A 25488-nucleotide genomic window follows, 5' to 3' on the forward strand; every position below is an offset into this window, starting at 1 on the left:
TACTATAGTTCGCGATTTTTACAATTTAATAACATTTGCAAAAGGGAATTATATGAGAAAATTATCTCTTGTGGCAGGCTTAATGCTCGCGTTTAATGCTTCAGTTTATGCTAATGAACCGATGGAAATTCAAGAAGACGAGCAAGGAAGCTGGAGTTGGTCAATCTCAGTCAATACCAATCGTTTTGATGAGAGCGTTAAAAGTGAAGGCATTGAAGAAAGCGCTACCGGTTTTAGTATTGATTTGGATTACATCAAGAACCAATGGATAACAACACTTTCAGCGAGCTATTTATCTTACGATGACAATGCGAGTTTTAAGCAAGAGGTGGTTGGAACTGGATGGGCTAATAAAGGCGATCGCTCAACCAAAAGTTCAGATGCTTCAGGCTTGTTGATTGGCGTTGCTTCTGGGATGGCTCAGTATTATGGTGAAAATCAAGATATTGCTGTTTATGGACAAGGTGGTATTGACATTATGACCCGCTCTGAGCGAACTATTCCAGGATGTTCAAACTGTTCAGAGCAAGATATTGATCTTGATGGAGGGGTATTTGTCAAAGGTGGTATTAAAAAAGTATCTCAAGGGTTCAACATGGGATTGTACGTTAAATACTATCTAACTGGTGATGGGCTAAATTCATCAGTAGGCTTATCTTTTGGCTCGAGCTTCTAACTTTCTTTACCGATAAACCCATTCTCTATTGTTAAGCAGCTTCAGCTTTTTCAAGTTGAGGCTGCAACTTTAAATTTGTCATTAAAAGATCATCAACCGACGTCTCTCAATCAGCTAGACTGAAATATTATCTACCTAAGTCACTTGCCACAAATAAACCGACAATATGCATAGACCCTATGGCAACTATAATAGATTCGCTGAGTTCAGTGATGCGTTATTATTAAAACTGCCAGAATACGCCAGTATGGTTGAGCTTATCGAGCAAAGCCAAGGTTGGTTGATACCGAAAGTGTATGATGTTTTTAATGTTTCCCATATTGATCATGCGGTTGAACAGGTGCCTTTGGTTGGTTTTTCATTTGGCAGTCAACAAAAAAATGCCCCCGCTATTACCTTTGTTGGTGGTATTCACGGTATCGAGCGTATAGGTTCTCAGGTCGTGCTCAGTTATTTACATACGTTAGTGCAACGGATGCAATGGGATAGTCACTTTAGCGAATTATTAAGCAAGGTTAGATTTAACGTTTTGCCAGTGATGAATCCTACGGGCATGCTAATAAATTCTCGCGCAAACGCCAATGGTGTTGATTTGATGCGTAATGCGCCAATTAATGCGAAAGATAAAGTGCCATGGTTTGTCGGTGGACAAACGTTAAGTCGACACTTACCTTGGTATCGAGGAGATCGGCTTGAGCGCGAAAACCAAATATTGATCGACGTACTGAAAAATGAGTGCTTGCAGCGGCCATTTAATTTGGTCATTGATTGTCATTCCGGCTTTGGTTTTAAAGATAGGTTGTGGATACCTTATGCCTATCGCAAACGTCCTCCTTTTAATGTCGCCAGTTACTTTGCTTTATATCAATTGTGGCAACGAACCTATCCACACAATAATTATCTTTTTGAACCGCAATCGAGAAAATATACTACCCATGGCGATTTGTGGGATTACGTTGCTAAGCTAGTTAAACATGAGTTTAATCAGCCATTTTTGTCGATCACCTTAGAAATGGGCTCGTGGAATTGGGTAAAAAAAAGGCCAAGGCAGTTATTTTCATATCAAGGCTTATTTAACCCAAGTGTTAAACACCGATGGGCAAGAGTACAGCGGCGTCACATTGTGTTATTTGATTTTCTCACTCAGGCTTGCCTTAACTACGCAAATTGGTTACCAATAAACGATGCTGTTCATCCAATTCGCAAGGCGGCAATAAAACATTGGTATAAACAACAATGAATGTTTGGGTGTTGATCAGAGGATTAGGCAGAGATGCTCGTCATTGGGGAGTGTTTCTAAAAGACTTTACGAATGCGGTTAACGGTGATCACGTCGTTACCTTAGATACGCTAGGAAATGGACGCTTTGCCGAAGAAAAAAGCCCGTTAACAATAAATCAATTTACCGAGCACTGCCGTCAGCAGCTCAGTAATGCATTAGAGTTAACCCCTGATCACCGCGTTCATCTTGTTGCGCTCTCACTCGGTGGGATGATTGCATTAGATTGGGCGCAGCGTTATCCCGATGAAATTGACTCACTGACACTGATCAACACCAGTGTTGCCAATTTAACACCTTGGTATCAGCGCATTCAGTTATCCTCTCTTAGTCAGTTAATAAAGGCAGTTTTTATCAACAATAAACCATTGGCAGTCGAACGGGTTGTTCTAGCGTTAACCTCTAATCAACAAGCATCACCTCATCCCATGTTAAACGAGTGGGTGGCTTTGCGTGAGCACACGGCAACCTCACGCAAAAACCTGCTTCGCCAATTAATTGCCGCTTCACGATTTTCCTTACGCTCACCTATCACAGCAAAAATGCTCATTATTTGTAGCCCAAAGGATAAATTGGTTGCTCATCAAGCAAGCCTTGATTTGCACCAACGGATAAACAGTCATCTTGTTACACACCCATGGGCAGGGCATGACATTGCTTTAGATGATCCTGATTGGTTAATCGCGCAGCTCATAGAGACAATACATGATGCATAATTTTGCATATTGATTTTATATGTTTATTTTAGTTTTGAGTGAAAGCCTTATATTAAGATTATTTCAAGCGAAACTATAGGTTCGCTGAAAAACTTTTTTGATTGAAGTTGTTGCTTTTTTTATCTTGTACTAAAGTGAGACTAAGGGCATATCTAAAACTAAGTAAACAAGTAAGGCTTTTATGGGGGAACACTTTATTTCGGGCTTCTCATACTCTAGGTCAACATTTTTAGTTGGCGTCTATGGCAATCAAAGTGTTCAACGGCTTTACTGTCATTTCCATTTGTTTAAACAATATTTAAGAACTGTATTTTGTTCTAATAATACCTGTGGATATAGCCAAATAGACCTATACCTGCTTACCATTTATAAGCGAGATTTAAAATGAAGAAACTAATCATGAATTCAATTTTCGCCTCATTCATCCCGCTGATATTGATCAGTTTACCGGTCAAAGCTTACTTTCTGTTTGAAGCAGATGGCAACTTAACAGCGTCAGCTGGAGTTACAGAACCAATAAGCATCGACACTACAATCGATAGTGTTGGAGAAGCGATTAATGTATTTGACTTTACTATATCTGACGGTGGCACAAGTGATGCTACCGCTATGAACATCAGTCAAATTATTTTGAACACTTCGGGAACAGGAGACTTTAACAAAGTTACTTGGCGGTTAACTGGGCCTGATGCTGCCAATGTTACAGGTGTAGTAGGTGGCGGTACCATCACGTTTTCTGGTTTATCGATATCCATAGCGGATGGGGGAAATGAAACCTATACCGTCAACGCTTATTATAATGATAATACTGGCCTCACAGAAGGCGGTACATATATTCTTTCTGTTGATGGTGATACTGACGTTACGATAAGTTCTGGTACGACGATGGGCGCTACCAGTCCGGTAACCAATGGCAGTGGCTCAACCGTTGATGTTACGGCAACGGCACTTGCGTTTACTACTCAACCCGCTGGCTCGGTTTCAGGTAGCGACTTAACAACACAGCCCGTGGTTACTGCACAAGATGCTTTTGGCAATACCGATAGTGATTTTACTGAAACGATAACATTAACCGAAGCAAGTGCAGGTACGTTAACAGGTGGCTCAATCGCTGCGGTCTCTGGCGTTGCGACATTTACCAATGTTAACTATGCGGCAACAGCAGATCAGCAAAGCTTTACCTTAACCGCCAATGATCAAGACGGCGTTGGCACAGATCTCGCCACTGTCGATGCTAATGCAGTAACCTCTGATGTCGTCGCTACTAAACTGGTGTTTGATACCCAGCCAGCGCCATTAACAGTGGCCTCAGGTGAAGCTACGGCATTAAACCCGGTGCCGGTTGTTTCAGCGCGTGATGCCAATGATATTGTTGATACTGGATATGTAACCGATATCACCTTGGCCGAAGTTAATGGGGCGGGCAGTGTTATTTTGGTGGGAATGGGGGATACTGATGCTAACCCTGAGACCGTATCCGTTGCACCAAGTTCTGGTTCTGTTACGTATAGCGGTATGCAAATTGCTTACACCGCGTCTGGCGGCAGTGACGAGACCTTTAATTTACAAGCATCGTCAGGTGGTTTAACCACCGCAACTAGCTCTCAGTTTACGGCGACAACCAACAATGTGCCAACCGTATCCGGCGCGCCAACGGATATTAGCGTCACGGAAGATACCGCATCCAATGTTAATTTATCTGCTGTTACTTTTGCTGATGCCGATGGAGATTCATTAACGGTCACGTTGAATATTAGTGCGGGGACGTTCTCGTCACCTGCCGATGGCGCCGGTGTCACCGAAACACTTGTCAGTCCAACACAGATTACCTTAGCAGGTACTGCAGCATCAATTAACACCTACTTAGATACGGCTGCTAACCTGCAATATACCGGTGCAACCGATGTATCTGGGGATAATGTCGCTACCCTAACGATTAGTGCAACGGATGGGGTAGGATCTTTAGCAGCGGATCCCGTTGTTAATATAGATATTACCGCCCAACCAGATGCACCAACAGTCAGCGGAGCGCCAACCGATATTACCGTCACAGAGGATACTGCATCAAATGTTGATCTATCGGCAGTGACTTTTGCTGATGTAGACGGGGATTCTTTAACGGTAACCTTGACAGTCAGCGCAGGTACTTTTTCTGCCCCTGCTGATGGTGCTGGCGTCGGTAGTGGTGTCACCGAAACGTTAGTTAATGTAACTCAAGTGACTTTGTCGGGGCTTGCATTAGACATAAATACTTATTTAGATACAGCTTCTAACCTTCAATATACTGGTGCTGCAAACGCCGCAGGTAATGATGTTGCTACTCTTACTATGAGTGCAAGCGATGGCGGATTGAACCTTTCTTCAAACCCCGTTGTTAACATTGATATTACCGGTGTTAATGACGCGCCAACTGGCGCAGATAATTCTGCAACAATCACCGATGCTGCAACGAAAGTTTTTGCAGCAGCTGATTTTGGTTTTAGTGATGTTGATTCAGGAGATGTTCTTACCTCAGTGCGTATTGACACGTTAACTGTTGATAATGGCACATTAAGACTTTCTGGTGTCGATGTCAGCGCAGCAGATGTTATTACCGCCGCGAATATCGGGAACTTAGTTTATACGCCTTCAGCGATTGGAACTGACACATTTACCTTCTCTGTAAACGATGGCACGGTATTTAGTTCAGCGCCGAACACCTTTACTGTAAATGTGAGCGCCTCTAACGTTGCTCCTACCGCTGTTAATGATACCGCTAATACAGAATCGGGAGCGAGCGTCTCCATTAATGTGCTTAGCAATGATTCTGATAGTGATGGCACATTAAACAGCAATAGCATAACGGTTACGCAACCTGGTAATGGCTCAGCTGCAGTGAGCAATGGCCAAGTCGTATATACTGCTAACAGCAACTTTGTTGGCACCGATACGTTTACCTATCGAGTGAGCGATAACGATGGTGCGTTATCAAATTCTGCAACGGTAACGGTTACTGTATTTGCTGCTAATGTCGCACCTGTAGCGACTGATGATACTGTCACCGTCAATGAAAATAGTTCTGTTTCTATTAATGTACTTGCCAATGATGCGGATGGTGATGGTTCGCTAAACAACAGCACTCTTGAGTTGATTGATTTGCCGACGAATGGGGTGGCATCTATTTCGTCAAGTCAAATCGTGTATACGCCGACGGCAGATTATAGTGGCCCTGACTCATTGACCTATAGAGTGCAAGATGATGATGGAGAGTGGTCAAATACGGCAACTGTCTCGATAACTGTTGAAGATAATTATTACCCTGTTTCTATTACTTTTACGCGACCGTCTATTCAAATAACGGAAGGTAGTAGCACTTATGTAGACTACGAAGTGGCTTTTAGCCCGTATATGAATGCGAGTAGCATAAGCATAAGCTACGATTATGATGGCCAAATGAATTTTACTCGTTTTGGTGACATTTATGATATTGACGAAAACGATCGACCATACCGTTATACTCAAGGGCAATTCACTCCTTTTGGTTTGTCAGAACTGGTTGGCTTAACTACTACAGTAACTGTTACAGCTACGGATGGCATTACTACCGACATTAAAACGTTTACCTTTGAAGTTATTGCTAATAACACCGCTCCATATCGTGAAGGCGATGAGATTTTTGAAGTAACTGAAGACACCTCGTTAACAGAAAGCTTAGATATTGTCGATGATGAAAGTAACGAGCTTTCTTATCAGATTACAGAGGATGCAGCTAATGGGTCGGTAACCGTTAATGCTGGCAGTTTCACCTACGTGCCTAATGATGATTTTGTTGGACAAGATAGCTTTACCATTATCGCTAATGATGGCGAGGTTAATTCTGAGGCGATTGTTTATCAGTTAACTGTCACCAATGTTAATGATGCACCGATAGCCAACGAAGATAGCTTAACGGTAGCTCAAGCTGAAGATGACGTTTACTTAATTGATGTACTAGCAAATGATAATGACGTGGATTTATCAAATCCTGACGTTGAAGGTGAAGAAGGTGAGCAATTAGTGGGGGTTGCTATCAATAATAATAGCTCGGGTTCAGCGTTGTTTGTTGATGGTAAAGTTCGTTATACCGCCACCGAGAACTTTGCTGGCGAAGTGCAGTTTTATTACACTGTTGCCGATAGTTCCGATGCTCAATCTTCAGCATTAGTCAAGTTAATTATTGAAGTTGAAGATGTGGTTGATGGCAATAATCGACCTGTGATAACCGCACCAGATGATGTTACGGTTAATGCCTCAGGGTTGTTTACGGAAGTAGATCTTGGTCTTGCGCAAGCTACAGATGAGGAAGATGGCAGTCTTGCCGTAACCGTTGACTCGAATGGCTTCTTTAGCCCAGGCTCACACACCGTGACTTGGAGTACGGTTGACCAAGATGGTTTGCAAGCAAATGATACTCAAACTGTTCATGTAGTACCATTGGTAAGCTTTAATAAGAATCAATCTACTTCAGAAGGAGCAACGGTAACCTTTAAAGTCTTATTAAACGGCCCAGCGGTTAGCTACCCTGTTGTTGTACCGTATACCGTTGGCGGCACGGCTGCTACCGATGGCTCAGATCATAACCTAGTTGACGGTCAAGCCATCATTGAGCAAGGTCAATTAGAATCGTCAGTTACCGTAGATATTGTAAATGACGGCGCAGGAGAAGGGCGGGAGTCTCTGATCGTGACAATGGGGCAACCGATAAATGCGGTAGTAGGCACTAAAAGCCGACATCAAATCGGTATTTTTGAGGAGAACATTGCGCCAAATGTTGTTTTGGAAGCTAAGCAAGATAGCAGCGACAAAGCAACTCGTATCATCGCTCAAGATGGCGGCATGGTCGTGGTAAAAGCCAAGGTTACGGATCCAAACACAAATGATAGCCATAGCTATGATTGGTCAAAAACTGATAATACCCTAGTTGATGTCGATAGTGACGATACTACCTTTACTTTTGATCCTTCAAGCCTGTCGCCAGGTTTTTATAAACTGAGACTTGAAGTTAGTGACGGTGATAAGCAAGCTAAGGATAGGCTCAAAATACGAATTGAAGAATCTTTGCCAGAGTTAAGTGCTTCTAACGATTCAGATAATGACGGTATCTCTGATCTTGATGAAGGGATAGGAGATAAAGATGACGATGGTATTCCTGATTATTTAGATTCAGCGAATCTAGCGAGAAACATCATTCAGCAGAATCAAGTCGAAAGTAATCAATTTTTAATAGAAACAGAGCCCGGACTTGTGTTGACGTTAGGCGACGTAGCATTTAGAGCCAATGGTTCAAAAGCTGCAGTATCATCAGATGATATTGTCAATTATGGTAATGATGGGCAAGGTGTTCTGACAGATGAAGACCAATATGAATACAATAGTGGATTGTTTGATTTTGATGTTGAAGAGTTACCCGTTGCTGGTCAATCGGTTAGCATGGTCGTAGCGCAATTTTCACCTATTCCAGATAATGCAGTTTACCGTAAGCTGATGCCAAGTGGGTGGCAAGACTTTGTTATTGATGATAACAATCAAGTATCTTCTGCTTTGGGTAGTGAGGGTTTTTGTCCACCGCCAGGTGATGTGGCATACAAAGCTGGATTAACGGAAGGTCATTGGTGTGTGCAATTAGCCATTGAAGATGGTGGCCCTAATGATGCTGATGGCGAAGTCAACCAAGCGGTTGATGACCCAGGTGGTGTGGCAGTTGCAATATCAGGTAACCATTTACCTATTGCAGAGCCTGATGCCGTAACAACTAAAATTGGTACCGCTATTGTGATTGATGTATTAGCCAACGACACAGATGAGGATGTTGGTGATTCATTGACGTTACTCAATGTCAGTGCAATGTTTGGCTCGGTTGAAATCAACAGTGATCAAACCATTACTTATACACCAGCAGATAATCACTTTGGTACAGATACCATTAACTATACCATTTCTGATGGCAACGGTGGTGCGGCAGCCAGTGAAGTGACGGTAACCATTAGACCTAATAGTGCTCCTCAGGTTGTCGATGAAACGGCAACACTAGCGAATGACGAAACACTAACGTTGAACGTTTTAACCAATGATAGCGACGCTGACGGTGATGACTTAGTGCTAATTACAGCAATTGCTGAACAAGGCAGTATTAGCTTTACTAGCGATGGCGAAATAACCTATACGCCCAAGGCAAATTTTGTTGGAACAGATACTGTAACTTACTTTGTTTATGATGGCTTTGATGATACTTCTGGACAGTTGGTGATTACCGTTGAAGCACCGGAAGTTATCGTAGTGACACCGAAAAAGTCGTCGGGCGGCGCGGTTAATTTTAGCTGGTTGCTGTTGGCAAGCATGGTTGTATTGTGGCGAAGAGTGCAACACTCGGTTACTAACCGACGACAGGTATAGCGTTGATGTAATCTAAAACTGAACGAATAAAAAACACCGCTGAGGCGGTGTTTTTTATTCGTTCAATTTAAAGTTACTCATCAATTGATTAAGGCAGCTCTTTGATAGTGTTTACCATGTTTAATCACATCAGATACTTGATATAGTGCTTTCACGGAGGAGAGTGGATTTTCATCCAGTAAAACAAGGTTAGCTATCTTCCCTATTTCAACAGAGCCGTACTTACTATCGGCATGCAAAAATCTTGCGGCATCTAATGTTGCCATTTTTAAAGCATCGGCTGGTGTTACGCCGACTTTTTCTTGCAATAACAAAAGCTCTTCGATAAGTGAGTAGCCGGGATATAAACCTGGAATTCCAGAGTCGGTTGAGGCGAGTATATTGACTCCAGCTTCGTAAAGGGTTTTTAAATAGTGAATATCGTTATCGACCAGCTCCCATGTAATTAACCTCGGCCCGAAAGTAGGAATAATTTTTTTCCAAAAGGTGACTAACTTGTCATCTACTTTGAGACCATCAGGGTGTTTTGCTAATATTTCAGCCGCTTGTGCTTTGTCTTCAATTGCCGCGAGTCGAGTAAATGCTGTCCACATCACCAAAGTCGACGAAATATGCAGATCATTAGCTTTTAAGGCATTGACCGTTTGTGTAAATTCTTCATCGCTGAGTTGAGATAACTTGTAAAAAAAATCACCGTCAACATGTTCATAACTACGAAGACCGGATTTGGCAATATCGATTAACGAGATATTAGGGCCAGGATCGTGGCCAACGACATCTAAGCCGAGTTGTTCAGCACGTTGGATAATAGCTGTTAAGGTTTCTTTATTATGATTCCAATGAAGTTTCACGAAGTCGCCGCCAGCGTTTTTTATCTTATCAACAGCAGCTGTTGCTTGCGCTTTATCGCCTACGATGATGCGGCGCTTTTGCTCTGCTTGCCAATCATCACTTGGCATAAACTTTTGCATAATATCGGCAAAGCGTGGACTGCCAATCATATACAATGCGCTATAGATATCAGGACCGATTCGTGTTTGATTATTGATTTGATTTTTGTAATTCAATAAAAGGGTTGGATCGCCCCCCATATCCCTGACTTGCGTGACACCATAATAAAGAAACTGGTTTAGGGAACTTTCGCCTAAATCTTGCAAATGAGCATGCATATCCCATAAGCCAGGTATAAGGTAACGTCCATTACCATTAACGACTTCGGTTTGATTAGCTACTGATATGTTTGTCGCAATATTAATGATTTTACCATCGCTGATAAGAACATCTTTTGCAGGAAGTATCATTCCTTTTTTAACATCAACGACATTAACGTTAGAGATTAGTAATGTATTTGCCCACACGCTGGTGAAAGGCAATAAAGCGATCAATACCAAATATAGTCTCATTAGCAATTCCTCATATTTAAAAAATGGCACTATTCAATAGTGTCGTCTAAAAACCTGAAAAAGTTTTAATATTTTTGGTAATTACAAAAATATTTTCTAGGCTTGGTATGTCGTAATCGCCTCTGTGACCAGCGGGTATAAGGATGCTAGCAGCAAGATTGCCATTGAGATATTAAACGCTTTGATGTAATAACTTTTGGTTAAAATGTTTTGTAGCCATTTGCCAGCAAATAGCCATGCAAAAGAACAAGGTAAACCAAAAACAAAATAAAAGCCTGCAATAGTAAGTAACTGTTGCCAAACGTTATTCGTTGTATTTGAAAATGCAACCAATGCACTTAAGGCAATTACCCAAGCTTTAGGGTTGACCCATTGGAAGAGTGCCGCTTGTAAAAAGCTAAAAGGCTTTTTCTTATCAACCTGATTAGCATTAACGTCCATCGTTGCTATCTTGAAAGCTAAATAGACTAAATATAGTATCCCGATAACCTGGATCACTTGATGGAGTACTGGCCACTGGACAAAAATTTGCATTATTCCCATGCCAACTAAGATGATCATTAGCGTAAACCCGACATTAACACCCATGACATGAGGTAGACTTAAGCGTATACCATGATTAACGCCGGACGTTAAAATCATGACGTTGTTGGGGCCTGGAGTGCCTGATGTTGAAAATATAAATAAGATCAGCGCAAGATATTCCATATCGAGTCCTTAATTATCACGTCGAGCCAGTTATCGAGAAAATGCGACTAAGATAATATACGAGAGCGTTAGCAGAAGATCTTGATAGTACGACAGCCCCAAACGAAAAGCTACAATAGAATAGTGAGTAGTTTCTATTTGTTGGGTTTACATTAAAAGAAGAAATTTGAAGTAAAAAGCAACGGCATCGAGTAAATAATTGCCATTGCTTTTTTAAATGATTTTGGCTTATTAGGGTACTAATACGATAGGTACGCCGCAATGATGAGCGAGTTTATTGGCAACACTGCCAAGTAATAAATCGCCTATGGTCGAACGGCCTCGTCGACCTAGGAAGACCATGTTGGCATGCTCTTGCTTTTCAAGTTTGTGAATAACATCTACTGGGTCTCCCCACGATAATTGACTTTCAAGTTTTACACCATCATCGGCAAATTTTTTCATCAAAGGAGCTATGACATGCTCTTGTGCAAATTTTTCTTCTTGTTTATCGTCAAATGGTGGTGGAACGATTCCTTCGATGGCATAAGGGTGAATGTTGGGAGTTTGTAATACGTAAACAAGCTTAACACTAGCGCCGGTGTCTTTGGCTAAGTTTACTGCGCGCTCAGTAGCGCGTTCAGACCATTCAGTTCCATCAATTCCAACAAGATATACCAATTTGCTCATAAAATTATCCTTATGTTTCGTAAACAGTGAGTTACCTCAAGCATAGAATAAAACTAGAGTTCTTGCAGGTGAATCAGCTAACTTTATGAGGTAGATCAAGCTTTAAGCTAAGTTAAAGACTTTTGTCTTAGTAAAACCATGTTATTTTAAGTCGGTGAGTATCTTAATGTAGTCTGAATAAACTCATTGCATGGCTTGTTTGGTCATTGGTAGATTAAACGATAGTGTAAAGGCAGCACTCAACATGGGTGCTGCCTTTGCTTACTTTATTTCACTGAAAGTCGTTATCGACAACCTGCGGTGTCGTAGTCAACAATGATGCTCGCATTCTCTGCACCACCTGTGACTTTGATATAACCCCAGTATTCACTTAAATTGCTTAAGTAAATACACTCATTATTACCGGCATTATCAGAGCTTGCTTGAGTGTTATTGCTATCAGGCCAGCCATAATTGCTAAATAAAACCGCAGCATTTCCTGTTCCATGAGCGATGGTTATGGCAATTGATGTATGTTCATTTGCACCAGCAACACTAAACCACATAGGATCTGTAGTGCCCATACAGTAGGCTGTATCGGTTTCTAGGCGGCCACTTGTTACAGCGCCTTGACTTAAACATGCATTAGGAACGTTAGTCGAGCTACCGTTGTGGCTTGCGATTAAGTTAGTGTTGTAACTGTTATAGCCTCGAACCATGACATAGTAAGTACCTGCTTGGATATTACTGATTTCACAGCTTTCTTCATTACCTTGTAAGTATGGACGACAATCGTAGCTTGATAATGTTGGTTGCTCACCAAAACTGACGTAAATATCCGCATCACCGCTTCCGCCTGTTATCCTAAACGATAAGTTAGTGGCATTGGCTGGCACATCAAATTGAAACATTGACTGCTGGTTTTGCTGACCACTGATGTTAAGGCTACTACCATTGGTAAGTGTGACAATTTCATCACCACTAATGGTTGCTGTGGTTGTCGTACTATTGGTAAGCCCTTCATTATCGGTGACCGTTAAGCTAACCGTGTAACTACCGGAGGTATTATAGCTATGCGTAGGGTTTGCTTGTGAGCTTGTTGAGCCATCGCCAAAGTTCCATAAGTAGCTAGCAATAGTGCCATCAGCGTCATAAGAGCCGTTGCTATTAAAGTTAATGGCGATGTTTTGTTCACCAGTGTAAGGTCCGTTTATTTCAACAATTGGTGCTTGATTAACCGCGCTAATTTGTGCAGTTGTGTTAACACTATGGTTACTACCCAAGTTATCGGTAACGGTTAGCGTTACCGTATAATTACCAGCACCGCTGTAGCTATGGCTGGGGTTGGCATCGGTTGCCGTGTTACCATCACCAAAGTTCCACAAGTATGCGGTGATCGTGCCGTCAGTATCTGAAGAGCCTTCACTTGAGAAATTAATCACTTGGTTTTCACTTGCTGAATAGGGGCCATTAATGACCGCTACTGGCGCTTCGTTACTGGTGCTATCATCTGTGTAGCTAACGGATAAGGTTACCCCATCAAAATCATTGTATGCGTAAAGGCCAATATGCCATACACCTGCCTGTGGAGAAGCATTAGTACAAGACTCTGTATTGCCTGCTAGATAAGGACGACATTGATAAGCATTTGTTGTGGGTTGGCTGTTGAGTTGAGTATATAAATCAACATCACCATTGCCACCAGCGGTTGCTATCGATAAATCGGTTGCTCCTTGTGGCACCGCTAAAGTGTAGTAGAGCCATTGACCAGCACTTGCCGATAGATTGCTAACTGAGCTATTGTTATCAAGTTCAGTCGTTGTATTGTCAGATGTTATGGTAACTATAGCGCTGCTGGTGCCTGTGCTATTTTCATTATCGGTTACCGTTAACGTTGCGGTGTAAGTTCCTGCTTGGCTGTAGCGATGAGTAGGGTTTGCCTCGGTTGAGTTGTTACCATCTCCAAAATCCCATGCATAGCTGATAATTGAGCCATCGCTATCGTTCGAATTTGCGCTTGAGAAGCTAATATCGGTGTTAACTATCGCATTATAAGGACCATTGGCATTAGCTGTTGGTGCAATATTTTCTGAACCACTCGCTAAAGCTTGCGTCCATTGAGTGAACTCATTGCCATAGCTAGTCGCCCAACTGCTGACTCTGGTTTTGTAAGCACTCCAATTGCCAGCACGTGTTTCGGCTAGCATGGCCTGTACTTCGTCAAAATGTTTTTCAAACATAAAGCGAACCGCTAAATAGCCCCAACGATAGATTCTATCTTGGTCAAAGCCGTCGTAAGTGGTTTCAATAACCGTTGCTAGCGTGTAAGTAGAGCCATCGGTAATCGTATCTATTGCCGCTTGGTTGTTGTTTTGTTTAGCAATATACTCAGCAACACCTTCTGTCCACCAAACGATGGCTTCTGTTGGTGCGTTAAAATCGCCATATAAGTCAAATCGACCATCAAGGTAGTGCACATATTCGTGCTCTAAATTCCACACGTAATGATCGGGTTTAGCATAGTCGGCTTCATAAGCGACGAAATTCGGAATGTTATTTGCGTTTGAAGGATCGCCTTCTAAATACATACCACCGTTATTGGTATCAATACCGAAGATATGACCAGCGTATTTGCCATAATCATCACTGCTATTGAAAATATTAACTTGCAGTTGACTATTGTTATCATCTGCAACTGGCTGATTGTTAGTTGCTAAACGATTATGGAAGTAGGTTTCTTCTGCCCCCATGGTGCTACATGCCGACACTTGTTGTGCTTGGGTTAAATCTTGCGATCGAACCTTAATCGTAGGGCTACAAGTATAGATTTGTGATAATACTTGTGCTTCAAGTTGTGCTTTGTAGCCACAGATACCGAAGTCGCTACAATCTGCAAAATAGGTCGCGGTGTCTGCGGCTCCTAACCAAACGGCATCTCCGTATCCATAAAGTTGATAAGAAGAATTAAATATTTCATTAAGTGCGGCGTCAACTGATGGTTGAATCGCAGTACCGGAATACGTTTTTAAACGCCCTAGCTCTCTTGCTGCGTTGGCGACAATAAACTCAGACTCACTATCAAGCATCCAGCTTTTTAAGGCAAAATTCTTTAAACGTGTAACTAGCTCAGTATCGTTGCCAACCAAGGCGACAAATTTGTCATTCCACTGACCTCGGAATAAGATAGTGAAAATACCATTGACAGCATTGCGCATATACCATTTATCGGCATAACTTTGATCCCAACGCACAAGCCATTCTTTCACAACTGGCAAATAAACGTCTTGAAGTTCAGCACTATCCATGGTGATGATAACTTCACTTAAGGTTTTACCATGGGCATCATTGTTTTGGTAAAAATTGGCATTATTAACAAAGCTATCAATCGCGGCTTGCACTGCTGGCTTAACGGATGACTGGAAAGTTACAGCATCATTATAAAACTCAACAAAAAAACCGGCGCGTAGATAAAGAAATAAGCTTTCAATATCGTCGTTTCCACCACCAGTGTAGGTTTGAGACAATCCTTGGACGTGGGTTGCTACGGCGGTCATGTTGCTTGAGTTATAGGTTCCACTTTGAATATCAGAACTTGCAGAAAATAGACTATTAATACAATCGGAACCCTGAGTTTTTAATTCAGAGATTAACGTTGCGGTGTTTGATGTCATTAATGCGTCTAAGTCACAGCTTGCAATGGCATTCACGGTCATCGAATTTATGGAATTGAATTTACTGTGAGTAGCTGTAAACGATTGGATAGGACTATTGGTGATAACCCTTTTTCTTCTAGGGTGAATGATTCGCCTTCTGTTAGGACCTGAATCAATTGTTGCTACTTTTTCAATGCCATGATGTTCATGGGGGAGATCTGATACATATTTTGGGGGTTGAGGTGCGCTTTGCTTTTGTCCTGCAAAAGCATTACCGCCGACTAGTAGCAAACATGATGCTACAAGTAATTGATTTATTTTCATAATTGCCTTCATTATTTTTATTTATAGTAATTCTTGAATCATATTAATAACTGACTGATTCTCTCGATTAGGCGCTAGTATTTGAAGCTGAGCGTAGATAGTCAATTTACCTACTATTAACGTTAGGTCATGAAAATGTAACATACTGTGTATTAAGTATACAATATAACCGGTTGGTTTTTGACCAAATCAAAAGTAAGTATTTGATAAGAAAAGAAAGATAATTGTAAATCGATGGTTTGGTTGAAATGATGAGTTATCGTTACTAACTAGCGATGAATTCGCCACCGCTAGTTAGTAGTTCTCTGAAGTTTCAAGTTAACTTGAAAACGTTAACCTAGGCTGGGCGTTTTTATTAGTATCAATAGATGGGCTACATAACAGCAACCTTGCACTTTCGATATTATATTGCGTGATCATTAACTTTTTAAACGCATTAAAACGCTGCATTGAAATAGCCTTTAGCTGTGCAACTATGGCTGGATCTTTTACTTCACTACCTGCGGTTAAATTAATATCTTGTGGCACGGCAATAGGGCAAATAGATACCTGTGTATCTGGTTTATCTTGGAGCAATTTAGCAAACTGCTCTAAATAAGCGCTATTGGTGATCGCTGCGTCCACTTGCTTGGGTTGATATTCTAAATCATTGAACCTGACTTTAAGCACGTGATCGGCGGCACTTAATGCGATAGACACTACGTTGGCATAAGGCACAAAAGTTTGCAGTAGGTAATCTTTCGCGGCCATCATCGACGCTTTTTTGATTAATAGCGTGGTTATATCTACAAGACCAAATTTAGGGTCGCTAAGATCTCCAGAAAGCGGTATCGATAAATCGACATGACCTTTATTGTCTTTCAACATACCGAGAGCATAATTTAATGGCATACCAGCAGTGGTTTTAACCGCATGGTCTTCAATATCAACATTTGCCATGAAATCGACTCGCCTTAAGGTTAAATCGGCATTACCCGATAGTTGAGCGTTATTGACACTCGTATTCAATTTAAGATCTAGGTGACCGTTTTTTATCTCGTGTTTTAACGCTTGCTTTATATAAGGTGATAACGCAGACAAATCTATTTCTTTTATATCGCCAGATAAACTATAGCTGGGGGTCTTGGTAAATAATTGGTTGGTACTTTTAAGGTTAAACTTTTCAAAGTGGTCACTTTCGCCTTTAACTAAAAGACTTGTTTCTAGGTTGGGCTTTCTGGTATCTAATGGGCCGAGTTCTACCGTAGTTAAGCGATAGCTTCTTTGGTAGCTCGGTGAAACACTCGTATCATGTAAGTTAATGATGGCTGGTGACAATAAACGTAATTGATTAAGTAAAAAATCAACATTATTTTGTTGCCCTTCGTTTAGTTCTCGATCTTTGGGAGCTGTTTCAGCTTCTTTATTCACATCAGTTAAAGACGCTATAGAGGCTAGGTTAGCGATTGATTTATCCTTGGCTATTGTCGTATTTACCTTAAGATCAGTTAGACCTATGAGATTAATTGCAAGGCTATCTTGATTAATTCTTACATCGTCCAGGGTAATAGACTCAAGGGTTGTTAATGGTGGCTCGGGAGTCAATGTATCATCTGAGACCACAACTTTATCAATATTTAGGTTATCTATCACTAGCAGAGGCTTTAAATTAGGGGTGCTAACAGCAAAATGATCAGATTGTATCTTACGAATGCTTGTTAGCAGTTTTTTATCATCACTTGCGTTTGATACGGCAAGATACTTAGTCAACAGCTTTCCCTGACCTTCAAGGTTAAGCTGATCATCGTCATTGATACTGACTACCCAATTTGGCGAGTAAAGGTCAAATGCATCAGCAGAAATTGCTAGTTGTGGATTTTTTATATTAAGTTGCTCTAGCAATATTTTGTTATTTTTAAAGGTGAGTTCTTTGCGGTCACCGATTAAGGTTATATCTTGCTGGCTATCTAAAGAAAGTTGGGCTGATGACACAATCAGTGCTTTTGGTAGCCATGGACTCAATAGACTCAGATCAAGATTTAGCGCTTCAATATTGCTAATAATCTTGCCTTGTTGTTTCATCAAGTTTATGTCAGCGTTTACGATCAAACTGCCTTGGTTGATGGTATTTTTATTTACTGCATTTAAACTTAGGCTATTTTCCGTTAGCTTTGCATTTTTAATGGTTAAATAGGGTGTCAGTACGGTTAGTAGCTTCTGATCTTTGATGATTTCGATTTTGCTATTGATTAAACGAAGCTCTGGCAAGACAAGTTCGTAGTCATTACTTTGGTTTGAACTCGCTGCACTCGACTGCTCGGTTGCACTATCTCTTCCTGCAAGTTCAACACCGGCAACGGATAACGTTTGTTGCTGTTGTATTACCTTGGCATAAACACCATCCACGTCAAACTGTTTTAGGTAAATGCGATCAAACAATAGCTGATAAAGGCTAATCCCCAAATCCGCCTGATTCAGTGCGAAAACAATTTTTCCTGCTTTGGTAATTGCCAATTTTCTAACCGACAGTACCGACGTAAAAGGGTTATAGCGAATGCTACTCTGCCCGGATAATGTTAAATTTAAAGGCGTTAGGTATTTTTGAGCTGCGTATTGAGCAATAAACGGAGATAAAAGCCAAATAAGCATTAACAGTGAAAATAATGTAATGGCAATGTACTTACTAGCAGCTAAAAGCTTGTTCTTCATCAAAAGTTAACTTACTGAAATGAAATTGTTCATCGTAAAATTCTAACGTAAATAAGCTCAAATGAATATCACTAGACACCAATAATTCAATAACTTATCACGATGAACAGATAACTTTTATTTTTATCTGCAAAAATTAAAATGCAGTTTCACTTCGTTAAAAAATTATCGTTAAAAACGCAATACTGCTGAATTTGCCTTGTTCAGTCTCATTTAATCTCTCAACATTAACTTTACATAAAGATGGTTAGTCTCCTGTTTTTATGTATTTTATGCTCAATTTGGTAAGACGACAGTGATCTAATAAAGCGATGTTTTATCAAAGCTTACTCGGTTTAGGCAAAATAAGGGCAAATAACCCAGTTAATAACAATATGATTGATGTCGGCTCTGGAATATTAATAAATGGATATAAAAACTGTCGCATACCATAGTCATCGTTGGTTAAAGGTAAAGGGTTATATACGGGGTTACCAGCTGAAATCCCTAAACCACGAGATTCCATTAAAATGTCGACACCGCTCAGTTGGCTTGCTGAACCAATGTTATATACTTGCAATGGTGAGCTTGCTGGATCATAAACATTAACCTTTTGAGCCCACGAATTGTTTAGCGACGCCGCACTACCATCAAAATTATCGTCAATAAAGCGGTTGCTAAAAATATCAACGTCGCCTAACCCTAGAGCGTGTCCGATTTCATGGGTTAATAGTCGAAAAAATAGATCTAAAGAGTAGACTGCACCAGCATTATTATTGAGAATAATATCGGCGCCAACAATAGCAGATGAGCCACTGTAATCCTGAGTACCTGACGTTAACGTTACTGGGCTAGGAAAAACGCTCAACCAAGTTTCACCTTGACGACCGTTGTTACCAGGATTCCAATAAAATGCATTATCGGCCGCAAATAAGTCAATTTCAGCACCTCGCCTATCGATACCACCACCTTCGACACCGACGACAGCAGTTGATAAGTCGGGTGAAAAAGATAAATTTGTACCTAACCCAGACTCGGGATCTATCGAGGACCAGACATTAAATGCACTATCGACGGTATAAGTAAAAGCGGCGACAGAAGGTAATACATCCCAAGAAAACATATCGCGAAATGCTTGATAGCTACCTCCTTCCATTGAATAGCTGAGCCCATCAACTAAGGAACGATCGCCTGCTCCAAAAATTGTACGTTGATCAGCATCCCATCGAGAGCCCCCCGATAGTCCATTACTATTAAAAATAACGCCTGCATATGCAAAGTTAGTGATGCTCAAATAGGCTAGAACGTAAAAGCATGATTTTACAAGATGAAAGGTTTTCATTGGTTACATCCTTGTTGTCAAAAATATTCTAGAGAAATCACTTTAATTAGTAGTGTAGTCCATTTGTAGCCGTTATGTTGTTTAATATATCAACATTTCTAAATAATCTTGGTATACTACGCCGCGAAAAATAGTCTACAGCACTATATTTACGATATAGTTAGTTCAATGGGTAAAATAAATATGAATTCAATAACAGTTTGTGCGCTGTACAAGTTTGTGCGTCTTGAAAACTTTGAAGCACTTAAAGAGCCTTTATTAAATCATATGTTGGCAAATGACGTTAAAGGTACCTTGTTACTCGCCAACGAAGGCATTAATGGCACAATAGCTGGCACTCAACCAGCAATTGACTCGGTATTAAGCTTTCTTCAGCGCGATGAGCGTTTAGCTAACATCTCTTTCAAACTCTCTTATCATCAAGAAAACCCTTTTCAACGCACTAAAGTGAAGTTGAAAAAAGAAATTGTCACCATGGGAGTTGAAGGAATAGATCCTAATCAAGTGGTGGGTACTTATGTTAAGCCAAAAGACTGGAATGCGCTAATTTCTGATCCTGAAGTATTGTTGGTTGATACACGAAATGATTACGAAGTTGAGATTGGTACGTTTAAAAATGCGGTTAACCCGAATACGGAAAACTTTCGTGAGTTTCCCGAATATGTAAAAAACAATTTGGATAAAACCAAACATAAAAAAGTCGCGATGTTCTGTACCGGTGGTATTCGTTGTGAAAAATCAACAGCTTATTTAAAAGAACAAGGTTTTGAGGAAGTTTATCACCTTGAGGGTGGTATTTTAAAATATCTCGAAGAGGTGCCAGAACAAGAAACTATGTGGCAAGGTGAGTGCTTTGTTTTCGATGGTCGTGTCGCAGTAAACCATAATTTAGAGCAAGGCAGTTACGATCAATGTTTTGGCTGTAGGCACCCGATAACAGAGCAAGATAAATTAAGCCCCCACTATATCAAAGGAGTTAGCTGTCCTAAATGTCATGACAGAATGACCGATGAGCAAAAAGCACGTTTTGCGGAACGAGAGCGTCAAATTCAACTTGCTAAAGAGCGCGGTGACGTTCATATTGGTGGTGAGGTTCAAGAACACATTGAACAACGCCGTATTGCCAAGCAACTTAAGAAAGTTGCAGACACTTAACCGTTGGTATTCGCAGTACCCATTAAAATTGTTTGGTGCTGCATTACAGATTTTGACTAGAAAATTCGGTAGCTTCAATGGAAAAGCACGGAAATTATACGTTAGAGCAAAGAGGTAGTATTTTTTGCCTAACTTTGTTTGGTGATTTTAATGAGCAAGGCGTTGCGGCCTATGTCGCGTCGATGAAAAGTGCCATTAATCAACTAAACGGTCAACCATTTATGGTATTGGTAGATAACAGCCAATTGCTGGGAGCAACGCCTGCTGCTTATCAAGTGTCTGAAGAATATAACCAATGGCTTAGTCAGCAAAACTTAATTGCAAAAGCAACGGTTTATCCTAATCCAATGCTTCAGCATCTAGATTGTAAAATGGTGCCAACAAAACAAAGCTTAAACTATCAAACCTTTACTACTGTCGATAAAGCACAAGCATGGCTAAGTAAATTCAACGTTAACTGAGATTTATTTAGTAACCTTTTGATTTAAAAGTAAAATAAAAGCAAAGAGAGACTCATGATCCGACGATTAGTTCATTCGCAGTTATCCTGTGCAATGCAGATAGATGAAATATTTCAACGTTCTTATGTCATTGAAGCAGAGCTTATCGGTGTTAGTGATTTTCCGCCACTCTCTCGCAGAGCTGCAAGCATTGTGCAATCACCTTTTGAGTTTTATGGCTACTTTGAGCAAAACCAACTAGCAGCGGTAATCGAAGTGGAGCACTCAGGTCAGCGCCTCGAAATTCATAGCTTGACCGTTGACCCTAAGCATTTTCGAAAAGGTATTGCCCAAAAGCTGATCTGCTATGTTTTTTCGCTAATAGAGCAGGGCACGGCATTGGTTGAAACAGCTACAGCAAATATACCTGCGATTGAATTATATCAAAAACATGGTTTTAAAGAGTTTAAGCGTTGGGTACCAGAGCATGGTATCGAAAAACTTGCGATGTCTGTTGAGATTTAAATAATCAGAAGCAGTATTAGATTATTGCAGATTTTGAAGTATTTGAGGTATAGAACTATGCATGATTTCGTTGGGAAATGGCGTATCACTGAAATGGAAATGTGGTCGCAGGATATGGTTGATATGAATGAGCTTGGCTGTTTTGAGTTTTATAAAGACAAAAATCAAGGTCGATTAGCATTTTGTGCGGTAGAGGGATGGCTAGACTTACGAGTGAGTCATCGAATGCCTGAGATGGAGTTTTCTTGGGTAGGAAGCGACGCAAGCAGACCGATTAGTGGTCGTGGAAAAATTGAATTTGAAACTCCGTTTACAGGACATGGCAAGTTGTTTATCCATAACGGAGATGAGTCTCACTTTACGATTGAATTAATGCAGGTGCGATAAACCTTTAACTGACGCTTGATATTTTAGATATTTTATTACTTTTCGGTTCAGATATTTAAGTAATGTGTTAGTAAAAAATATAAAAAGCCCCGGGCGGGGCTTTTTTTTGCTTCAATATCAGTTGATTATAATATTAAGTCTGCGCCAGACAATGCAGCGTCATTTAAGTCGATAGACAAATCTGCAACACCATTGCCATCAATATCACCCATTAATATGCCATCTGCGTAACGTAATTCACCTGCTACTTGGCTAAATTCGGCACCATTAATAAAGGTAAATGCAATACCTGAGGTTGATAAAACAATCATATCTTCACCGCTAACAAAATCGGCGATCATGTCACCAGCTTCGATGTTAGAGAAAACGAATGTATCAGCGCCTTCACCACCAACATAGGTATCTGCACCAGCAAATCCGTTTAATACGTCATCACCGCCGTTACCTGTTAGTACGTTAGCAACATGGTTACCTTTTAAGTAGTCACGCTTGCTTGAACCAATCGCATTTTCGATGATCGTACCGTAGGCAATTGATAAATTATCGTGTGAAGTAACACCTAAACCATTGACGCCTGTTTCAGCTGCTAGTACCGGCTCATGTAACGTTGTTGCTTGAGCATTTCTAAATGCGCTCCAACCTGCAGGCACAGGGTCTAAAGCAAGCCCTGTCATCGTAGTAATAGTTTGTCTTTTAGCATTAACAACGTCTTCACTCGGTACCGCAGAAGCCCCTGAACTGAAAGAACCTGGGGTTAAGTCAATAAAGACACTGGCATTGGCACCTGACATATCAATAGTGTCGTTGCCGCCGGCATCATAAATTGACAACCAAGGAAAATAGTTTTTAGAAAAATCATAAACTTCATTTCCTGCGGTTGAGTTCCAACCGTAAACCGTATCATCACTACGTGTATTTGGGTTGGCACCGTACGCCTCATGCGCCGCCAAAATATCATGCACTAATGGGGTTTGTGGTTGATTATAAAATGCAGATGACCAATCAACAATACCACCATATGGTTGCCATGAAGTGTTTTCTTCACTCCAGTAAGACATAATTGAGTATTGTTTACTGTCTTGTGCGTAATCAGCTTGGGTTACATAATCAACTGCGCCTGAACCATTATAATTGCCAGGGTGACTAAACCCTAAAGAATGTCCGACTTCATGGATAACGGTAGTGACACCGTAACCGCCAAAAGTTAGCCAATTGTTAGTCCAGTTTAAATCTGGAGAGGCAACAAAAACGTCGCCAAAAAACTTCCAGCCTTTGGCATTAGTGAAGCCGAACTCTGGATAATACGCATAGGCTTGACCTGGATCGTCACTGTTGACTAATTGAATATCTGCACCCTGATTGCCTCGTTCAATAAAACGAGGTGCGATTATATCATCCCATAATTGGATACTTTTACGCGCACTTTCTTTTTGCATTTCAGAAAAGCCATTTAACCCTTCACCTGCAGTAAATCCATATTTGGGATTATTGTAAAGGCCGGTTAAGTGCTTACCTTTTGGGAAGTTATAGGTAACCACACCACCATTTGCTGAGTTAACATAGCCAGTCCAAATTTGATTGATTACTTGTGGTAAGTCAGCAATTGGTTTATTGGCAAAGTTATAACCTGCATAAGGGTCTAAACTCATATCATTCGGTACAATTAAAGCGTCAGCGCTTTTATCTTGTACATCAGCCATTGCAGCTGTAGATGTTAATGTCGCTCCCAAGGTAATGCATAAAGCAAGTGTTGTTTTATTTATTTTGTGTCCAATCATGTTTTACTTCTCTTTTTTATAGAACTTATTAGATTTTTTAATTCTTGATGCCACATTAAAGTGACTCCAAGAAGGCAACGTGGCGTATAGAGCAATATTAATACCAGAAAGTTTTTTATATATTCTTCATACGCTTGTGCAAAAACAATACAATCTATTAACCATGTTTGTAAAGAATTTTGACAATTAATAACAATTGATTTTTAAAAACATGAACTTAGCTTGTTTTATAAGTATCTATGCAAAGGTTGTGGTTATTGTTAATTAAAATCAATAAGTTACATAGTGAAGGGGGGTGAGGGGGTATCTGTAGTCTCTTGATTATGTTGTACTTTTGTAAAAATATGGCTTTAAGTGATTTACCTCTTTAAACGGTGCTTTTAGACAAAAAACATTCGAAAAGTAACGGGGGGAGATGCAGAAGTGTTAGGTTTTCTTACAGTTTATTATTACTTCATGCCTTGGGTGAGTGAATGAATGTGCCTAACTAACGCTGTCAAGTAATACAAATGGCTGATAAGTGCTTTCTGGATTATGAAAGCACTTTTCGTATAGGTAAAATAATGCGCTTTACTGAGGGTCAACAAACCCTAGGACAGGATTAAAAATAATCCGTCGTTACTGAGTTTATTAGTTCGCTAATTGATATTTCATCTTGCTGGCATGCAAGAACACTCTTTAAACTTATGGTGAGGTTAATATCCTGAAAGTGGGTAAAACCTTCATTAAGTGTTTGCTCTTGCCCTGCACCTTTTAGGATAAATACTATTTTGTCATCTAATTTGAGTAGGCTTGCTAAGTCACTAGCGTCGCATAACTTGTTAACAATAAAGCTTTCGATATCCTCAATGTAGTTATTTGTCATTGCTAGTGCTTCGTTCGGTAGAGTCGTAGTTTTAGCCTTTTCGGCTAAAGCTTGCGCATGATCATATTTCGGTTTTAGCAAACGTTTTTCGTTTTCAATTAGTAACAGTTCTTTTTCTAACAGGGCAATTTGTTCTTCTCGTTTAATGCGTTGTTCACCTGAAAGCTGCTTAAGTGACTTTTTTATCGATTTAATTTTTCGTTCAGTTGAAAACGCTTGATGAGAGAGGTTTTTGGCTTGCACACGTAAAGCGTTAAATTGTTGCTTTACTTTTTCATTGTTGAGTTCTGGGGTGAGAGGCTGTTTTTCAACTACGGTTGCAGGTTGGTTTGCTTGCCATAACTGAAGTGGCTGACGGTAGTCGAAGCTAAAAATAGCGCCTATGCCATTAACATAGGTGACATCGGTATTGTTAAGTTCATTATGATAACGATTATTTTGACTAAAGTGGTACTGTTCTAATTGATTACTCATTTTTGTGAGCTGGATAATGAGCTCACTAGCGCTCGTT

General features: G+C 40.5%; 16 protein-coding genes. 8 read left to right on the forward strand and 8 right to left on the reverse strand.

Translation table 11 applies throughout. The features are described from left to right. Positions 1–52 precede the first annotated feature (52 nt). The 4 genes from ACSLUH_RS00285 (at position 53) to ACSLUH_RS00300 (ending at position 9082) form a co-directional block, all read left to right on the forward strand. The gene (locus ACSLUH_RS00285) at positions 53–676 is read left to right on the forward strand and encodes a hypothetical protein (RefSeq protein ID WP_448563389.1); all 624 of its coding nucleotides are present in this window, start codon (positions 53–55) and stop codon (positions 674–676) included. A 166-nt stretch (positions 677–842) separates the two neighbouring features. Continuing rightward, on the forward strand, positions 843–1916 hold the full coding sequence (locus tag ACSLUH_RS00290; RefSeq protein WP_448563391.1) for a M14 family zinc carboxypeptidase: 1074 nt from the start codon (positions 843–845) through the stop codon (positions 1914–1916). Beyond that, positions 1913–2671: an alpha/beta fold hydrolase gene (locus tag ACSLUH_RS00295; protein WP_448563393.1), complete on the forward strand. Its 759-nt coding sequence runs from the start codon at positions 1913–1915 to the stop codon at positions 2669–2671. The genes ACSLUH_RS00290 and ACSLUH_RS00295 overlap by 4 nt, the downstream gene beginning before the upstream one ends. A 399-nt stretch (positions 2672–3070) precedes the next feature. Continuing rightward, positions 3071–9082 carry an Ig-like domain-containing protein gene (locus ACSLUH_RS00300; RefSeq protein WP_448563395.1) on the forward strand — a complete coding sequence of 2004 codons (6012 nt, stop codon included), beginning with the start codon at positions 3071–3073 and terminating at the stop codon, positions 9080–9082. 80 nt (positions 9083–9162) lie between these two features. On the opposite strand, the gene ACSLUH_RS00305 is transcribed toward ACSLUH_RS00300, so the two are convergent. From ACSLUH_RS00305 to ACSLUH_RS00330, 6 genes are all read right to left on the reverse strand, one after another. Next, positions 9163–10485: an amidohydrolase family protein gene (locus tag ACSLUH_RS00305; protein WP_448563397.1), complete on the reverse strand. Its 1323-nt coding sequence runs from the start codon at positions 10483–10485 to the stop codon at positions 9163–9165. A 96-nt stretch (positions 10486–10581) separates the two neighbouring features. Continuing rightward, positions 10582–11193 carry a LysE family translocator gene (locus ACSLUH_RS00310; protein WP_448563399.1) on the reverse strand — a complete coding sequence of 204 codons (612 nt, stop codon included), beginning with the start codon at positions 11191–11193 and terminating at the stop codon, positions 10582–10584. Positions 11194–11424: 231 nt separating this feature from the next. Next, entirely contained in the window at positions 11425–11862 is a 438-nt protein-coding gene (locus tag ACSLUH_RS00315) for a universal stress protein (RefSeq protein WP_448563401.1), read from the reverse strand. A gap of 284 nt (positions 11863–12146) precedes the next feature. Further along, entirely contained in the window at positions 12147–15818 is a 3672-nt protein-coding gene (locus ACSLUH_RS00320) for a collagenase (protein ID WP_448563403.1), read from the reverse strand. Between the two features lie 318 nt (positions 15819–16136). After that, positions 16137–18506 (reverse strand): DUF748 domain-containing protein, encoded by a 2370-nt coding sequence (locus ACSLUH_RS00325; protein ID WP_448563405.1) that lies wholly within the window; start codon positions 18504–18506, stop codon positions 16137–16139. A gap of 319 nt (positions 18507–18825) precedes the next feature. Continuing rightward, positions 18826–19827 carry a hypothetical protein gene (locus ACSLUH_RS00330; RefSeq protein WP_448563407.1) on the reverse strand — a complete coding sequence of 334 codons (1002 nt, stop codon included), beginning with the start codon at positions 19825–19827 and terminating at the stop codon, positions 18826–18828. Between the two features lie 183 nt (positions 19828–20010). Here ACSLUH_RS00330 and trhO point away from each other — a divergent pair, with 183 nt between their 5' ends. The 4 genes from trhO (at position 20011) to ACSLUH_RS00350 (ending at position 22334) form a co-directional block, all read left to right on the forward strand. Further along, positions 20011–20982, forward strand: coding sequence for an oxygen-dependent tRNA uridine(34) hydroxylase TrhO (trhO, locus tag ACSLUH_RS00335; protein ID WP_448563409.1), 972 nt, complete (start codon positions 20011–20013; stop codon positions 20980–20982). Positions 20983–21059: 77 nt separating this feature from the next. Further along, on the forward strand, positions 21060–21443 hold the full coding sequence (locus ACSLUH_RS00340) for a Clp protease/crotonase-like domain-containing protein (protein ID WP_448563411.1): 384 nt from the start codon (positions 21060–21062) through the stop codon (positions 21441–21443). Between the two features lie 54 nt (positions 21444–21497). Beyond that, positions 21498–21947, forward strand: coding sequence for a GNAT family N-acetyltransferase (locus ACSLUH_RS00345; protein ID WP_448563413.1), 450 nt, complete (start codon positions 21498–21500; stop codon positions 21945–21947). Positions 21948–22004: 57 nt separating this feature from the next. Further along, complete coding sequence (locus tag ACSLUH_RS00350; RefSeq protein ID WP_448563415.1) at positions 22005–22334, forward strand: hypothetical protein; 330 nt, start codon at positions 22005–22007, stop codon at positions 22332–22334. A 125-nt stretch (positions 22335–22459) separates the two neighbouring features. Here the strand turns inward: ACSLUH_RS00350 and ACSLUH_RS00355 are convergent, their stop codons facing one another. Together ACSLUH_RS00355 and ACSLUH_RS00360 are read right to left on the reverse strand one after the other, a co-directional pair. Next, positions 22460–24112, reverse strand: a complete 1653-nt coding sequence (locus ACSLUH_RS00355; protein WP_448563417.1) for a M10 family metallopeptidase C-terminal domain-containing protein — start codon at positions 24110–24112, stop codon at positions 22460–22462. A gap of 601 nt (positions 24113–24713) precedes the next feature. Further along, the gene (locus tag ACSLUH_RS00360) at positions 24714–25451 is read right to left on the reverse strand and encodes a hypothetical protein (protein ID WP_448563419.1); all 738 of its coding nucleotides are present in this window, start codon (positions 25449–25451) and stop codon (positions 24714–24716) included. Positions 25452–25488: the final 37 nt, after the last annotated feature.

This window comes from Thalassotalea ganghwensis (assembly GCF_053485795.1).

Coding starts and splice junctions, on each gene's coding strand:
- ACSLUH_RS00285 (WP_448563389.1), top strand. CDS start 53: ATGAGAAAATTATCTCTTGTGGCAGGCTTAATGCTCGCGTTTAATGCT.
- ACSLUH_RS00290 (WP_448563391.1), top strand. CDS start 843: ATGCATAGACCCTATGGCAACTATAATAGATTCGCTGAGTTCAGTGAT.
- ACSLUH_RS00295 (WP_448563393.1), top strand. CDS start 1,913: ATGAATGTTTGGGTGTTGATCAGAGGATTAGGCAGAGATGCTCGTCAT.
- ACSLUH_RS00300 (WP_448563395.1), top strand. CDS start 3,071: ATGAATTCAATTTTCGCCTCATTCATCCCGCTGATATTGATCAGTTTA.
- ACSLUH_RS00305 (WP_448563397.1), bottom strand. CDS start 10,485: ATGAGACTATATTTGGTATTGATCGCTTTATTGCCTTTCACCAGCGTG.
- ACSLUH_RS00310 (WP_448563399.1), bottom strand. CDS start 11,193: ATGGAATATCTTGCGCTGATCTTATTTATATTTTCAACATCAGGCACT.
- ACSLUH_RS00315 (WP_448563401.1), bottom strand. CDS start 11,862: ATGAGCAAATTGGTATATCTTGTTGGAATTGATGGAACTGAATGGTCT.
- ACSLUH_RS00320 (WP_448563403.1), bottom strand. CDS start 15,818: ATGAAAATAAATCAATTACTTGTAGCATCATGTTTGCTACTAGTCGGC.
- ACSLUH_RS00325 (WP_448563405.1), bottom strand. CDS start 18,506: ATGAAGAACAAGCTTTTAGCTGCTAGTAAGTACATTGCCATTACATTA.
- ACSLUH_RS00330 (WP_448563407.1), bottom strand. CDS start 19,827: ATGAAAACCTTTCATCTTGTAAAATCATGCTTTTACGTTCTAGCCTAT.
- trhO (WP_448563409.1), top strand. CDS start 20,011: ATGAATTCAATAACAGTTTGTGCGCTGTACAAGTTTGTGCGTCTTGAA.
- ACSLUH_RS00340 (WP_448563411.1), top strand. CDS start 21,060: ATGGAAAAGCACGGAAATTATACGTTAGAGCAAAGAGGTAGTATTTTT.
- ACSLUH_RS00345 (WP_448563413.1), top strand. CDS start 21,498: ATGATCCGACGATTAGTTCATTCGCAGTTATCCTGTGCAATGCAGATA.
- ACSLUH_RS00350 (WP_448563415.1), top strand. CDS start 22,005: ATGCATGATTTCGTTGGGAAATGGCGTATCACTGAAATGGAAATGTGG.
- ACSLUH_RS00355 (WP_448563417.1), bottom strand. CDS start 24,112: ATGATTGGACACAAAATAAATAAAACAACACTTGCTTTATGCATTACC.
- ACSLUH_RS00360 (WP_448563419.1), bottom strand. CDS start 25,451: ATGAGTAATCAATTAGAACAGTACCACTTTAGTCAAAATAATCGTTAT.